Annotated in this window: 12 protein-coding genes; 7 read left to right on the top strand and 5 right to left on the bottom strand. The window is 70.7% G+C overall.

Features of this window, described 5'->3' with window-relative positions; all coding sequences use genetic code 11:
- Positions 1-286: 286 nt before the first annotated feature.
- Entirely contained in the window at positions 287-1,711 is a 1,425-nt protein-coding gene (gene glnA, locus ACEN8D_RS01810) for a type I glutamate--ammonia ligase (RefSeq protein ID WP_070418787.1), read from the bottom strand.
- 141 nt (positions 1,712-1,852) lie between these two features.
- Here glnA and ACEN8D_RS01815 point away from each other — a divergent pair, with 141 nt between their 5' ends.
- Entirely contained in the window at positions 1,853-2,320 is a 468-nt protein-coding gene (locus ACEN8D_RS01815; protein ID WP_413461490.1) for an RDD family protein, read from the top strand.
- 519 nt (positions 2,321-2,839) lie between these two features.
- On the opposite strand, the gene ACEN8D_RS01820 is transcribed toward ACEN8D_RS01815, so the two are convergent.
- Entirely contained in the window at positions 2,840-3,568 is a 729-nt protein-coding gene (locus ACEN8D_RS01820; protein ID WP_309779440.1) for a DUF4191 family protein, read from the bottom strand.
- A 126-nt stretch (positions 3,569-3,694) separates the two neighbouring features.
- Here ACEN8D_RS01820 and ACEN8D_RS01825 point away from each other — a divergent pair, with 126 nt between their 5' ends.
- Positions 3,695-4,483 carry a hypothetical protein gene (locus ACEN8D_RS01825; RefSeq protein WP_413461489.1) on the top strand — a complete coding sequence of 263 codons (789 nt, stop codon included), beginning with the start codon at positions 3,695-3,697 and terminating at the stop codon, positions 4,481-4,483.
- Positions 4,484-4,556: 73 nt separating this feature from the next.
- Here the strand turns inward: ACEN8D_RS01825 and sucB are convergent, their stop codons facing one another.
- From sucB to ACEN8D_RS01840, 3 genes are all read right to left on the bottom strand, one after another.
- Complete coding sequence (sucB, locus tag ACEN8D_RS01830; RefSeq protein ID WP_495601126.1) at positions 4,557-6,071, bottom strand: 2-oxoglutarate dehydrogenase, E2 component, dihydrolipoamide succinyltransferase; 1,515 nt, start codon at positions 6,069-6,071, stop codon at positions 4,557-4,559.
- 49 nt (positions 6,072-6,120) lie between these two features.
- On the bottom strand, positions 6,121-7,494 hold the full coding sequence (lpdA, locus tag ACEN8D_RS01835) for a dihydrolipoyl dehydrogenase (protein ID WP_070418792.1): 1,374 nt from the start codon (positions 7,492-7,494) through the stop codon (positions 6,121-6,123).
- A 154-nt stretch (positions 7,495-7,648) separates the two neighbouring features.
- Positions 7,649-9,127, bottom strand: a complete 1,479-nt coding sequence (locus tag ACEN8D_RS01840; protein ID WP_413398894.1) for a leucyl aminopeptidase — start codon at positions 9,125-9,127, stop codon at positions 7,649-7,651.
- A gap of 76 nt (positions 9,128-9,203) precedes the next feature.
- On the opposite strand from ACEN8D_RS01840, the gene ACEN8D_RS01845 reads away from it, so the two are divergent.
- From ACEN8D_RS01845 to ACEN8D_RS01865, 5 genes are all read left to right on the top strand, one after another.
- Complete coding sequence (locus ACEN8D_RS01845) at positions 9,204-10,136, top strand: proteasome assembly chaperone family protein (protein WP_309779442.1); 933 nt, start codon at positions 9,204-9,206, stop codon at positions 10,134-10,136.
- 145 nt (positions 10,137-10,281) lie between these two features.
- Positions 10,282-11,601 carry an MFS transporter gene (locus ACEN8D_RS01850; protein ID WP_413398893.1) on the top strand — a complete coding sequence of 440 codons (1,320 nt, stop codon included), beginning with the start codon at positions 10,282-10,284 and terminating at the stop codon, positions 11,599-11,601.
- Positions 11,602-11,793: 192 nt separating this feature from the next.
- A complete protein-coding gene (locus ACEN8D_RS01855) occupies positions 11,794-13,062 on the top strand; it encodes an RNA polymerase sigma factor (RefSeq protein ID WP_413398892.1) in 1,269 nt (422 codons plus the stop codon).
- Positions 13,063-13,066: 4 nt separating this feature from the next.
- Positions 13,067-14,326 carry a MurT ligase domain-containing protein gene (locus tag ACEN8D_RS01860; protein ID WP_413398891.1) on the top strand — a complete coding sequence of 420 codons (1,260 nt, stop codon included), beginning with the start codon at positions 13,067-13,069 and terminating at the stop codon, positions 14,324-14,326.
- Positions 14,323-15,096: a type 1 glutamine amidotransferase gene (locus tag ACEN8D_RS01865; protein WP_413398890.1), complete on the top strand. Its 774-nt coding sequence runs from the start codon at positions 14,323-14,325 to the stop codon at positions 15,094-15,096. Before ACEN8D_RS01860 ends, ACEN8D_RS01865 begins: the two co-directional genes overlap by 4 nt.

Consider the following 15,096-nt stretch of genomic DNA (forward strand, 5'->3'; position numbering starts at 1 on the left):
CCCCGTTCTCGTGTGCCCGGCGCGTTCGGGCGCACCTGGTCGAATCGGGCGTACCTGGTCGGAACTTCCGACCAGGTACGCCCGATTCGTCATGGCAGCGCGCGTGTGATGGGAAGGAACGTGCGAGGCGACCGCCTGGAGGCGCGGTGCCGGCCCGCCGGGCGTGCGCCGCGCCTCCAGGCAGGCACGTTCTCACCCGGTAGCCGGGCCCGCAGGCGAGTGTCGGCACAGCGAGAACGCCCCCGCACCGGAGACCGGTGCGGGGGCGTTCGTGGTGCGGTGCGTGTCAGACGCCGAAGTAGAGCTCGTACTCGAACGGGTGCGGGCGCTGCGCGAGCGGGAGGATCTCGTTCTCGCGCTTGTAGTCGATCCAGGTCTGGATGAGGTCCTCGGTGAAGACGTTGCCCTTCGTGAGGAACTCGTGGTCCGCCTCGAGCGCCTCGAGCGCCTCGTCGAGGGAGCCGGGGACCTGGGGGATGCCCTTCGCCTCTTCCGGCGGGAGCTCGTAGAGGTCCTTGTCGACCGGCTCGTGCGGCTCGATGCGGTTCTGGATGCCGTCGAGGCCCGCCATCAGCTGCGCGGCGAACGCGAGGTACGGGTTGCCCGAGGCGTCCGGCGCGCGGAACTCGATGCGCTTGGCCTTGGGGTTCGTGCCCGTGATCGGGATGCGGATCGCGGCGGAGCGGTTGCCGGCCGAGTAGACCAGGTTGACCGGGGCCTCGAAGCCCTTCACCAGACGGTGGTACGAGTTGATCGACGGGTTCGTGAAGGCGAGCAGCGCCGGGGCGTGCTTGAGGATGCCACCGATGTACCAGCGGGCGAGGTCGGACAGGCCGCCGTAGCCGTTCTCGTCGTAGAACAGCGGCTTGCCGTCGCTCCAGAGGGACTGGTGGGTGTGCATGCCTGAACCGTTGTCACCGAAGAGCGGCTTCGGCATGAACGTGGCGACCTTGCCCCACTGGTCGGCGGTGTTCTTGACGATGTACTTGAACTTCAGGATGTCGTCCGCGGCGTGGACCATCGTGTCGAACTTGTAGTTGATCTCCTGCTGACCGCCGGTGCCCACCTCGTGGTGCGAGCGCTCGAGCTCGAAGCCGGCCTCGATCAGCTTGAGGGTGATGTCGTCGCGGAGGTCGGCCGTCTTGTCGACCGGCGACACGGGGAAGTAGCCGCCCTTGTAGGGGGTCTTGTTGGCGAGGTTGCCGCCCTCTTCTTCGCGACCGGTGTTCCAGGCGCCCTCTTCGGAGTCGACCGAGTAGAACGACTTGTTCTGGGTGACCGAGTAGCGCACGTCGTCGAAGATGTAGAACTCGGCCTCGGGGGCGAAGAACGCGGTGTCCGCGATGCCCGTCGACGCGAGGTACTTCTCCGCCTTCTTGGCGACCTGACGCGGGTCACGGCCGTAGATCTCGCCGTTCCGCGGGTTGTAGATGTCGAAGATCATGATCAGCGTGCGCTCGGCGCGGAACTGGTCGATGTACGCCGTCGTCACGTCGGGGATGAGCTGCATGTCGGACTCGTGGATCGACGCGAAGCCGCGGATCGAGGAGCCGTCGAAGAGCTGGCCGACCGAGAAGAAGTCCTCGTCGACGGTGGAGGCCGGGATGTTGAAGTGCTGCTGCACACCCGGCAGATCCGTGAACCGGATGTCGAGGAACTTGACGTCGGTGTCCTTGATGAAGGCCAGGACCTCGGAGGAATCGCTGAACATGTGGGCCGATCTCCAATGGGTTGGGTGATGTCGGAGGGTCCATCTCGGCACCCTCCGACGAGGCTATTGACACCGAGTTTCCCGGACATGACTGGATTGTTTCGTGCGTGTTACGTCGACCCGTTCGCCTACGCTGGGACCATGGCCCGCAGCACCAGTTCGTCGTCCGCGTCGTCCTCCGGGGGACCGGGGCATCCCGACGGCTGGCCGGGCAAGGACCTCGGCCTGCCGGAAGAGGGGCCCCGCAGCGTCGGGCGGATCGGCCGCCGGATCGTGGCCCTGCTGATCGACGGTGCGCTGGCCGACCTCGTGGCGTACGTGACCGGTGTGTGGTCGCCCGTGAACGGCTCGGGGGACATCGCGCACTCGTGGATCCAGATCGCGATCTTCGCCGTGCTGCAGATCCTGTTCATCTGCCTGCTGTCGGGGTCGTTCGGGCACGTGTGCGTCGGGCTCCGGGTGGTGCCGATGCGCGGCGGATACGTCGGGGTCTGGCGGCCGGTGGTGCGGACGGTGCTGCTGTGCCTCGTCGTGCCGGCGCTGATCATCGACCGCGACAGCCGTGGGGCGCACGACCGGATCGCGGGGACGGTGTTGGTGCGGCGCTGAGGGGGCCGGGGCCGCGGCTTCGCGAGGCCGCTCCCGGCGGCGCGGAGCGCGTGGCGCGGGCGGCGCGAGAGCGCGGCGGCGCGGAGCGCGTGGCACGGGCGGCGCGAGAGCGCGGCGCAGCACGGTGCGAGGTTCCGTCGTCAGTGCGAGCAGGCACCGGTCCCACGGTGTGCCGAACCTCGCACGGTGCGCGATCGACCCATCGCCGACGTTCGGACCGCCAGCGCACGGGACCCGCGCTGCACGGTGCGAGGTGCTTCGCCGGGCGTGGAGTTGCCCACTCGGCGCCGCACGACGAGCCCGCACCGCCTGGTCGACCTCGCACCGACTGGCGAGAGCCGCACCGTGCGAGGCCGCCGACGTCGCATGACGCCGCGCGGACGCCGTACTGCGCGCCGCCGCACTGCGCGACGCCGCCGACCCCACCGCGCCACCGCCCGCCCTGCCATGCTGCCCGCAGACGACGAACGCCCCCGACCTGGCACGGTCGGGGGCGTTCGTCGTCTGCGGGGGAGTCCGTCAGCGCGGACGTCCCGCGCGGGCCCGCATCGGGTCCATCCCCTTCGGGATCGCCGCGGCCGGGCTCTGCGTGAGGGAGTCGAGCCGGTTCGCGACCGCCAGGACCTCGTTGCGGTTGAGCGCCTTCTTGAACTTGTTCATGGCACGGGGGAGCTTGTGCAGCGTCACGGAGTCGTCACCGTCGCCGTCCTTGCCGCTGGCCACGTGCACGACGTGCACCGGGACGTTCGGGACGATGCGCTGGACCTTGCGGCGCTCCTCGTCGACCTGGCGGTTGAGGTTGCCGCGCTGACCCTCGGTGATGAGCACGACGCCCGGGGTGCCGACGGCCCGGTAGACAGCGGCCTGCGAACGACCGTGCACCGCGACCGGCATCTCGCTCGAGCGCCACTGGCGGCGGAGCGAGTTCGACAGCACGGCACCGACGGCACCGGGCTGCCCCTCGATCTGCGAGTAGGCGGCACGTTCGGCCAGCCGACCGAGGACGATCAGGAAGAGCAGCACACCCAGCAGCACGCCGGCCACGATCCAGAGGATGACCGCGAGCCAGTTCTGCCCGGGCAGCAGCAGAGCGAGCAGGACGCCCAGCACCACCGGGACGACGAACGCCAGGGCGAACCACCAGACGGAACTCGGGTCCGCCCGACGGGTCATCGTGAAGACCTGGTACATCTGCTTGAGACGACCCGGCTCCTTCGCCGTCGTACCTTGAGAACTGCTGCGTGCCATGCGACCAGGATACGGCCTGTCCCGACTTCCGAGGACCGTCGATGCTCTGGCTGTGGGCGAACAGCGTTCTCCACAGGACGGCGTCCCGTCCGCCGGAGGCTGGGCGGGCCCGGCCAGGCTGTCCGGATGCAGACGCTCTCCGATCACGTCCGGTGGCACGCGGTGGACGACGAGCAGCCGTTCCTCGCCTGGGTCGCCGACCGCGCCGCCATCGCCCCGGATCCCTCGGCACGGCACCTCGTCCCGGTCGTCGACGTCGGCCGGCTGGCGGACGGACGGCTCGCCGTCGACGTCCTCCGTCCCGCGGGGACGGTGCTGTCCGCGGCACTCGACACCCTCGGCACGCCGACCACCGGTGTCGCCGTGACGCTCACCGTCCCGATGCTCGAGCTCGCGGTGACCGAACGCTCCGGCGCGGTGCAGATCGGCTCCGCGGGGCTCGACGACGTCCTGGTGGACGATGCCGGTGCGGTCGTGCTGTGCGACCGGCCACCCGGGTCGGACGGCGTCCGTCGGTCCGACCAGTGCGGCGCGAGGGTCCTGGTCCTCGCGGCCCGGCTGGTGTGGGAGCGGATCGACGCACGCGCGCCGGACCGTCCGGCCGTCGATGGCGCCCTCGCCGAGGCCCTCGACGGCGACACGACGGCGGTGCGTGCGGCGTTGGCGGTGGTCCGAGCGGCCGCGGCGCCGCGCCCGGTCCGATGGGAACGGCCGTCGGACGACCTGCTCGTCGGGCTGCCCGAGCGCACGGCGATGCCACCGCGGCCGGCTGGTTCCCTCGAGACGGCGCTGCGCGGGGTCGTCCAGCACGGCCTCCTCATCGGCGGTGGGAGACGGCTGCCGCTCCGACGCGCGCTGGTGGGGGTCGTGGTCGCGGCGGGCCTGACCGCGGCGGTGGTCTTCACGATCGGCTGAACACGCCGGCAACGGGGAACGGCCCCGATCCACGGAGGGATCGGGGCCGTCCGGAGTACGACGAGCGCTGGGCTCAGTACCCGAGGTTCGGGCCGAAGTTGCACTCCTCGAGGCGGTTCTTCACCGCGACGAGGTAGCGCGACGCGTCGGCGCCGTCGATGATCCGGTGGTCGTACGACAGCGCGAGGTAGACGAACGAACGGATCGCGATGGCCTCTTGCCCGTCGACCTTCACGACCGCCGGACGCTTCGTCACGATGCCCGTGCCGAGGATCGCCGACTGCGGCAGGAACACCACGGGGGTGTCGAACAGCGCGCCACGCGAACCGGTGTTCGTCAGCGTGAACGTGCCACCCGCGAGCTCGTCCGGCTTGAGCTGGTTGTTGCGGGTGCGCTCGGCGAGGTCCGCGATCGACTGCGAGAACTGCGCCAGGTTGAGCGACGCCGCGTCCTTGATCACCGGGGTGAGCAGGCCGCGCTCGGTGTCCACCGCGATGGAGACGTTTTCGGTCTCCGGGTAGACGATCTCCTCGCCCTCGACGGTCGAGTTGATCTTCGGGTGCGCCTTGAGCGCCTCGGACGCCGCGAGGGCGAAGAACGGCATGAAGGAGAGCTTCGAACCGGTCTTCTCGAGGAACTCGGCCTTGTGCGCGTCACGGAACTGCGCGACCTTCGTCACGTCCACCTCGACGACGCTGGTGAGCTGCGCGGTCGAGGTCATCGACTGCACGGCGCGCTCGGCGACGACCTTGCGGAGGCGGGTCATCTTCTCGCGGGTGCCACGCAGCGGCGACACCTCGGCGACGAACGGACCGGCCGGGGCCGCAGCGGCGGAGCCGCCGGCAGCCGGGGCCTTCGCAGCGGCTTCGGCAGCGGCGAGGACGTCTTCCTTGCGGATGCGTCCGCCGACGCCGGAGCCGGTGACGGTCGAGAGGTCGACACCCTGCTCGTTCGCGAGCTTGCGCACGAGCGGGGTGACGTAGCCGGAGGCCGAGGCGTCCTGCGTCGGGTTCGGCACCGAGGCGCTGGCGGCCGAGCCACCCGAGGCTGCAGCCGGAGCCGGAGCGGCGGCGGGAGCCGGGACCGCTGCCGGCGGGGCAGCGGCGGGCGGCGGGACCGGAGCGGCCTGCGGCACCGGAGCGGCGGCGGGCGGTGCTGCCGGGGCCTGCGGCGCAGCGGGCTGCGTCTGACCGGCGGGCGCCGGCTCGGGCTCGGCCGGCTCCGGGGCAGGGGTCTCGGACTCCTGCTCGGTGCTCGGGGCTGCCTCGGGCTCCTCGGCGTCGGCGGCGGCCTCGTTCGAGGACTCGTCCGACTCGGTGGAGCCGCCGTCGGAGGAACCACCGTCGGACGACCCGTCGCCGATCTTCACCAGCGCGGTGCCGACCTCGACGGTCTCGTCCTCCTGCACGAGGATCTCCTCCACGACGCCGGCGATCGGCGACGGGATCTCGGTGTCGACCTTGTCGGTCGAGACCTCGAGCAGCGGCTCGTCGACCTCGACCCGGTCACCGACGTTCTTCAGCCATCGGGTCACCGTGCCCTCGGTGACGCTCTCGCCGAGCGCCGGGAGGTTGACGGATTCGCTCATCGGGTGGACTCCTCTTCGCAGGGGTGGTTCGTGGTGGTGGTCATGGTGTTCACAGTGCGTGCAGCGGCTTGCCCGCGAGGTGCAGGAACGCCTCGCCGAGTGCCTCGTTCTGCGTCGGGTGCGCGTGGACGAGCGGCGCGACGTCCTCGGGGTAGGCCTCCCAGTTCACGGCGAGCTGTGCCTCGCCGATGAGCTCGCCGACCCGGGCGCCGATCATGCTGACGCCGACGACGGGGCCGTCGACCACACGGACGACCTTGACCGAACCGGACGTGCCGATGATGTGGCTCTTGCCGTTGCCGGCGAGGTTGTACTCGTACGAGTCCACCTTGTCGGCGCCGTACTGCTCTTCGGCCTTGGCCTGCGAGAGACCGACCGATGCGACCTCGGGGTCGGAGTACGTGATCTTCGGGATGTTCTTGTCCTCGATGATGACCGGGTTGAGCCCGGCGATCTCCTCGGCGACGAAGATGCCCTGCTGGAAGCCGCGGTGCGCGAGCTGCAGGCCCGGAACGATGTCGCCGACGGCGTACACGTTCGGGATGTTCGTGGCGAGGCGCTCGTTCGTGGTGACGAACCCGCGGTCCATCGCGACGCCGACCTCGTCGTAGCCGACGTTCTGCGTCACGGGGCCACGGCCGACCGCGACGAGCAGGATGTCGCCGTCGAAGGTCTTGCCGTCCTCGAGCGTGACGACCACGCCGTTCTCGTGCTGCTCGACGCCCTGGAACCGGACACCGAGCGAGAACTCGATGCCGCGCTTGCGGAACGCACGCTCGAGCTGCTTCGACATCGACTCGTCCTCGGCCGGGACGAGGTGGGGGAGCGCCTCGACGATCGTCACCTCGGCACCGAAGGACTTCCAGACGCTGGCGAACTCGACGCCGATGACGCCACCACCGAGGATGACGACCTTGTTCGGCACGTAGTCCATGCGCAGGGCGGTCTCGGAGGTGATCACGCGACCACCGATCTCGAGGCCGGGGAGCGACTTCGAGTAGGAGCCGGTCGCGAGCACGATGTTCTTGCCGGTCACGGTCTGGTCGCCGACCTGCACGGTGTTCTGCGAGGTGAGGCGGCCCCAGCCCTCGACGACGGTGATCCCGCGTGCCTTGATGAGCCCCTGGAGGCCCTTGTACTTCGACGAGATGACGCCCTGCTGGTACTCGATGACCTTCGGGACCTCGACACCGGCGAACTCGGCGATGACGCCGTACTTCTCGGCGTCGCGCGTCGCGTCGGCGACCTCGGCCGCGTGCAGCAGCGCCTTCGTCGGGATGCAGCCGCGGTGCAGACACGTCCCCCCGAGCTTGTCTCCCTCGATGAGCGCGACGCTCATGCCGAGCTCGGCGGCCCGGAGCGCAGCGGCGTAGCCACCACTGCCGCCACCGAGGACCACGACGTCGTAAGTCTGTTCCGTCACCTGGTGCAACTCCCTCGTGCGTGTCGGGACCGATCGGGCCCCACTGGACACCGCGGCGGCGGCGTCCGACGGTCGGACCGCATGGTTCCGGTCCCGTCCCGTTGGTTTCCGGCGGGGGCGCGTCGAGCGCGCCGTCCCGCCGGAGTCAAACCTACTACTTGGCCTGGAGCTCTTCTGCGAGCGAGATGAGCGTCCGGACCATGGCGCCGGTCGCGCCCTTGCCGAGCCACCCGTAGCCGCCGCCCTTGTTCTCCGACGGACCGGCGATGTCGAGGTGCGCCCACGGGATGCCCTCGCCGACGAAGCGCTCGAGGAACTTGCCCGCGAGGAGCATGCCGCCCGCCGGGTTGCCGACGGTGGCGTTGACCATGTCGGCGACCTCGCTCGCGAGTCGGGCGTCGAGCTCCTCGGGGAGCGGCATCGGCCAGATCGGCTCCGCCACGGCCCCGGCGACCGCGCGGACCTGCGCGACGAGGTCGTCGCTGCCCATGAGGCCGGTGGTGCGGTCGCCGAGCGCGACGACCTGCGCCCCGGTCAGCGTCGCGACGTCGACGATGGCGTCGGGCTGCTCGAGCGACGCGGCTGCCATGCCGTCACCCAGCACGAGTCGGCCCTCGGCGTCGGTGTTCGTCACCTCGACGGTCTTGCCGTTCTTCAGCGTGAGGACGTCGCCGGGGCGCGTCGCCGAGCCGGAGGGCATGTTCTCCGCCAGGCACAGCCACGCGGTGACGCGGACGTCGAGTCCGAGACGCGCGGCGGCGACGGTCGCGGCGAGGACGGTGGCGGCACCCGTCATGTCGGTCTTCATGCCGAGCATGGATGCGGCCGGCTTGAGCGAGAGGCCACCCGAGTCGAACGTGATGCCCTTGCCGACGAGTGCGAGGTGCTTCGTCGCGGACTCCGGCGCGTACCGGACGACGACGAGCCGCGGCGGGCGCTCCGAGCCGCGACCGACACCGAGGATGCCGCCGAAGCCCTGTTCCTCGAGCGCGGTCTCGTCGAGGACCTCGACGGTGAGGGGGAGCCCCTCGGCCTGCGCACGGGCGACGTCGGCGACGTCCGCCGGGCCGAGGTCACCGGCAGCGGTGTTGACGAGGTCGCGCACGAGCGTGGCGGCGTCGCCGACGATCGCCGGGCGGACGGTGGCGTCGGCCGCGGCGGAGGGTGCCAGCACGGTCACCTGCTGGTCCCCGCGGGCGGGACTGGTCGTGCCGGCGCCCTTGTGCCGGGTGAACGAGTAGGCACCGAGCGCGGCGCCCTCGAGCGCGGCGTCGACGAGGTCGGTCGTGTCGGTCGGCAGCGCGAGGACGATCGACGACGCGAGGGGGAGCTGGCGGACTGCGCTGCCGGCGGCGGAGCGGAGTGCCGCTGCGTCGGTGCCGGAGCCGAGCCCGATGAGCGCGATGCCCTGCGCGTCGACACCGACGGCGGGGATGCGCACGAGTTGGTCCTTCGCACCGGTCGCACCGATGGCGGCGAGGTCGATGCCGTCGAGCGCGGAGAACGGGGTCGTGGCGGGCGGCGCGATGGTCGCGGGAGCGCCGTCGGACCCGGGCCGGACACCGAGCACGAGGACGTCGGCGGAGAACGAGGCGGGAGCGGAGGAGTCGGTGGAGAGCGTCGGTCGGACCATGCCCCAACCCTATCCAGCAGGTGTTCGCTGTCGGCGTGGTCGCCCGGCACCGGGGGACACCGGCTCCCCGCCTAGCATGGGGACGGTGAACCACCCCGAGGAGCTCTACACCTTCGCCGAGGACGCGCCGTCCGTCCCCGAGGGGCTGCACCTGGTCGCCGGACTCACCGGGTTCGCCGACGCCGGCTCGGCCGTGGCGCAGGTGACGGCCGCCGTCCTGGACGACCTCGAGACGGAGCTCGTCGCCGAGTTCGACCCGGACGTCCTGCTCGACTGGCGTGCACGCCGCCCGGTGATCACCTTCGAGCACGACCACATCGCCGCCGTCGAGCCCCCGCGGCTCCGACTGCACCTCGTGCGTGACGAGATCGGCCAGCCGTTCCTCTTCCTCTCCGGATACGAGCCGGACTTCCAGTGGAACCGCTTCGTCCGCGCGGTCACCGACCTCGCCGCCCAGCTCCGGGTCGCCGACACCACGTGGGTCCAGTCGATCCCGATGCCCGTCCCGCACACGCGCCCGATCAGCCTCACCGTGTCCGGCACGCGCGCCGACCTCGTCGAGCAGATGAGCGTCTGGAAGCCCGAGACCCAGGCGCCCGCGAACGTCCTGCACCTCGTCGAGCACCGGCTGTCCGAGCTCGGCGAACAGGTCACCGGACTCGTCCTGCTCGTCCCGCACTACCTGTCCGACACCGAGTTCCCCGACGCTGCCGTCGCCGCGCTCTCCGGCATCTCCGCCGCCACCGGCCTCATCTTCCCCTCCGACGAGCTGCGCGAAGAAGGACGCGAGTTCCGCACCCGCGTCGACGAGCAGGTCGCCGGCAACGAGGAGCTGCAGCGTCTGGTCGGGGTGCTCGAGGAACGGCACGACACCTACATGGAGGGCAACCCGATCGCGTCGCCGCTCACCGGCGTCGACGGGCAGGTCCCCACTGCAGACGCGATCGCCGCGGAGCTGGAACGCTTCCTTGCGGACCGCCGCACCGACGGCGACGCGAGCGGCGACTAGCCGTACCGACCAGCCGCACCGACATGGCGGAGGCGGGTCGCGCCTCCTGGGCCGTCGGACGGGAGGCGCGACACCCGTCCGCCTCGCTCGTCGCGTTCTCCACAGCCCGTCCTGGCGGCGGTGCCGCCGCCGCTAGCCTGGTGACGTGAACTCCCGCCGTGCCTTCCTCGTGTGGGGCGTCGCGGTGCTCGCGTACGTCCTCGCGGTCGTGCAGCGGTCCTCGCTCGGGGTCTCCGGGGTCGACGCGCAGGACCGCTTCGCGGTGTCGGCGGCGGTGCTGTCGACGCTCGCGGTCGTGCAGATCGCCGTCTACGCCGGACTCCAGATCCCGGTGGGGATCGCCCTCGACCGCGTCGGCCCGCGCCGACTCGTGCTGCTGGGGGCCGCGCTGCTCGTCGCCGGCCAGGCCGTGGTGGCGGTGTCGCCCACCATCGGGCCGGCGATCGCGGGGCGTGTCCTCGTCGGCGCCGGGGACGCGATGACCTTCATCTCCGTGATCCGCCTCGTGCCGATGTGGTTCAGCGGGCCGATCCTGCCGCAGATCTCGCAGTGGACCGGCAACCTCGGACAGGTCGGGCAGATCCTGTCGGCGTTCCCCTTCGCCGTGCTGCTGCACACCGCGGGGTGGTCGCCGGCGTTCGGCGTCGCCGCGGCCGCGAGTGCCGTCGGGCTCGTGCTGGCGTTCGTGTTCGTCCGGAACGGCCCCGTGCCGGTGCGTACCGACACGATCCCGCTGCCGCACACCTGGCGGGGCGCGTTCCACACCTTCGGGCACGCGCTGCGGCGTCCCGGTACCCAGCTCGGCTTCTGGTCCCACTACGTCACGCAGTCCTCCGGAACGGTCTTCTCGCTGCTCTGGGGCGTCCCGATGCTGCGCGGGCTGGGGTACTCCCCGTCCGAGGCGGCCGGCTTCCTCACCGTGATCGTCGTCACCGGGTTCGTCGTCGGGCCGGTGCTCGGCGTGCTCTGCGCCCGGTTCCCGCTGCGGCGGTCGAACCTGGTGCTCGGGATCGTCGTCGCCCTCGCCGTGGTGTGGAGCGCCGTGCTCGTGTGGCCCGGACAGCCGCCCACGTGGTTGCTCGTCGTGCTCGTCGTCGTGATGGGGATCGGCGGGCCGGGGTCGCTCATCGGGTTCGACTTCGCGCGGTCCTTCAACCCCGTCGGCTCCCTCGGGTCGGCGAACGGCGTGGTCAACGTCGGCGGGTTCCTCGCCGCGTTCGTGATGATGTTCCTGATCGGCACGATCCTCGACCTCGCGTCGTCGGCGTCGGGGCAGACCGTGTTCGCCTGGACGAACTTCCGGCTGGCCCTCACCGTGCAGTACGTCGTCGTCGGGATCGGCGTCGTGATGCTGCTGCACGCCCGTCGTCGCACGCGCCGGGTGCTGCACGCCCAGGACGGAATACGGGTGGGGCCGCTCTGGGTTGCACTCGTTGCGCGCCTGCGGAAGCGGAGCGTGCAATAATGAACGCGGACCCGTTCGGGCCTCCTGTGTCTCGGAGCACTCCAGTGCGCCGCAGAAACCGGGGGACTTGACATGGGTCCTAGTGCTGCCCGGAACGGTAGGACCTGATGACGCGGGAGACCGCGGCGCAGGCCCTGGGCGGCGAGGGAGGCCACGACCCCACGAACGTGGCACGACGAGAGAGGTGATCGCATGGCTGCCCGGAGCACGACGATCGATCCCACGAAGGACACCGAGCCCGAGGGCACCGCAGCAGAGAGCGCTGCGGAAGCCGAGGGGACGGCCGCGCCGAAGAAGCGCGCCACCAAGACCACCGCCAAGAAGGCCGCCCCGAAGAAGGCCGCCCCGAAGGCGAAGAAGAAGGCCGACGACGACGAGGACATCGACGAGGAGACCCCGGTCGCCGAGGCCGACGCGATCGACGACGCCGACACCGAGACAGACGAGAAGGACACCAAGCCGGACGCCGCAGCAGCGGTCGCCGCGGGTGCGCTGGTCATCTCGCAGTCCGACGACGACGAGGCGCCGGTCTACTCCACGACGATCACCGGTGCCACCGCCGACCCGGTGAAGGACTACCTCAAGCAGATCGGCAAGGTCGCCCTCCTCAACGCCGAGCAGGAGGTCGAGCTCGCGATGCGCATCGAGGCCGGTCTGTTCGCCGAGGACAAGCTGCAGCACTCGACCGGGCTCTCGAAGCCGGAAGAGCGCGAGCTGCGCTGGGTCGCCCGTGACGGTCAGCGCGCGAAGTCGCACCTGCTCGGCGCGAACCTCCGCCTGGTCGTGTCGCTCGCCAAGCGCTACACCGGCCGCGGCATGCAGTTCCTCGACCTCATCCAGGAAGGCAACCTGGGCCTGATCCGTGCGGTCGAGAAGTTCGACTACACCAAGGGCTTCAAGTTCTCGACCTACGCCACCTGGTGGATCCGTCAGGCGATCACCCGTGCCATGGCCGACCAGGCCCGCACGATCCGCATCCCGGTCCACATGGTCGAGGTCATCAACAAGCTGGCCCGCGTCCAGCGCCAGATGCTGCAGGACCTCGGTCGCGAACCCACCCCGGAAGAGCTCGCCCGCGAGCTCGACATGACCCCGGAGAAGGTCGTCGAGGTGCAGAAGTACGGCCGCGAGCCCATCTCGCTCCACACCCCGCTGGGTGAGGACGGCGACTCGGAGTTCGGCGACCTGATCGAGGACACCGAGGCAGTCGTCCCGGCCGACGCGGTCGGGTTCACGATGCTGCAGAAGCAGCTCGAGAGCCTGCTCGACTCGCTGTCCGAGCGTGAGGCGGGCGTCATCCGCATGCGCTTCGGTCTCGGGGACGGCCAGCCGAAGACCCTCGACCAGATCGGTGACACGTTCGGCGTAACGCGTGAGCGCATCCGTCAGATCGAGTCCAAGACGATGGCGAAGCTCCGCCACCCGTCGCGGTCGCAGTCGCTGCGCGACTACCTCGAGTAGGCCGATGCGCTTCGTCATCCCGATCCTCGTCGGGCGGATCCTCCGCGCCCTCGCACGTGCGCGGGGCGGGGGATCCGCCTACCCCGGGTACATCGTGCTCAAGCTGGTGCCGAACTTCCTCCAGCACGTCACCGCGCAGTTCCCGAACGGTGTCGTCTTCGTGCTCGGTTCGAACGGCAAGTCGACGACGACCCACATGATCTCCGACATCGTGCGGGCGCACGGGCTGCGGGTCTTCACGAACCCGTCCGGGGCGAACCTGCCGCAGGGCATCGCCTCGGCGCTGCTGTCCGAGGTGTCGCTGACCGGCAAGCTCAAGGCGGACATCGGCATCCTCGAGGTGGACGAGGCGTTCGCGGTCGAGCTCGCCGGGATCCTGTCGCCGTCCACCGTGACGATGCTCAACGTCCAGGTCGACCAGCTCTACCGGTTCTTCGAGACCGAGCGCGTCGCGACGATGATGCTCGACACCGCGGCGCTGTCGACCGCGAACGTCATCACCAACCGTGACGACCAGTTCCTCGACGCCTACGTCGGCACCGACGGCCAGCGCGTGCTGCGCTTCGGTGCCAGCGCCGAGGTCGTCGCCGCCGCACCGAACGGCCTGCAGAACGCCGACGACTTCGACCGGCAGGACGCCGTGCCGAACGTCGCCGACGCCGAGGTCGTGGTGAACACCGGCGACGGTGCGACCATCCGCTTCGACGGCGCCGAGATCTCCGTCCGGCTGCCGGCTCGCGGGCTGCACTACGCCGTCGACGCGGCAGCGGCCACCGCGACGGCGAGTGCCGCACTCGGTGCGCAGTTCCGCGCCGACGCCGTGACGACGGCCTTCGGCACGATGAAGCCGGCGTACGGACGCGGTGAGCGACTCCCCATCGCGGGCGAGTCCGCCGAGTTCACGATGTTCAAGAACGCCGCGAGCCTCCAGCTCAACCTCGACGCCCTGCCGGACCACCCCGAACAGGTGCTCATGGCGATCGACGAGGGCACGCCGGACATCTCGTGGATCTACGACATCGACTTCTCGAAGCTCGACCACGTCGACGTCGTCTCCGGCGACAAGGCCTGGCAGATCGCGATCGCCCTCGAGCACGCCGGCGTCCGCATCGGCCGGGTCGAGCCCGACGTCGAGGCCGCGATCAAGCAGATGGAGCAGCTCGGTTCGACGACCTCCGGGACGAAGAACTTCATCGTCAACTACGAAATCATGATGATCGCCCGCAAGGCCCTCGGCCACCCGGACATGGAGAAGACCGCATGACGGCCGACCGGCTGACCATCCTGCACGTCTACCCCCGCCAGATGGGCGTCTCGGGCGACCGCGGCAACGTGGCGGCTCTGGTCCGTCGGGCCGCAGCCGCGGACATCGCCACCGAGGTGCTCGAGTACGCGCCGGGTGACGAGCTCCCCACCACGGCCGACGTCGTCGTCATCGGCAACGGACCGCTCAGCGCGATGCGGTCGCTCGGTGACGACATCGCACGCATCGGTGCGCCGCTCCGCGAGTTCGCCGCTGCCGGGGTGCCCGTCGTGGCCGTCGGCGGCGGGTTCGACCTCGCCACGACCGAGGTCGTGCCGACGGACGGTGCTCCCGTCACCGGCTTCGGGGTGTTCGACGCGCGCGCCGTCCGCGGCGCCGAGCGTCGGGTGAACTACTTCGTGCTCGAGACCGCGTACCCGCTGCTCCCCGGAGCCCCGACGCGCCTCGCCGGCTTCGAGGACCACGCGACGCGCATCGAGCTCGGAGCCGGTGTCCGGCCGTTCGCCGACGTCGTCTCCGGCGGCGGCAACCAGGCGGGCGCCCCGGTCGAGGGCGCGATCGTCGGCAACTCCTTCGGCACGCACACGCAGGGGCCGATCCTGCCGCTCAACCCGCAGCTGACCGACGGCGTCCTCGCCGCGGCCACCGCTCGGCTCGGCCGCGAGTACGCACCGGATCCGGAGCGCACCGCGTCGATCGACCGCTACGCGCGCGAAGCACGGGCGACCGTCGACCGCTACGTCGACAAGGCGTTCAAGCGGATCGCTTGA

The organism is Curtobacterium sp. Curtsp22 (genome assembly GCF_059492135.1).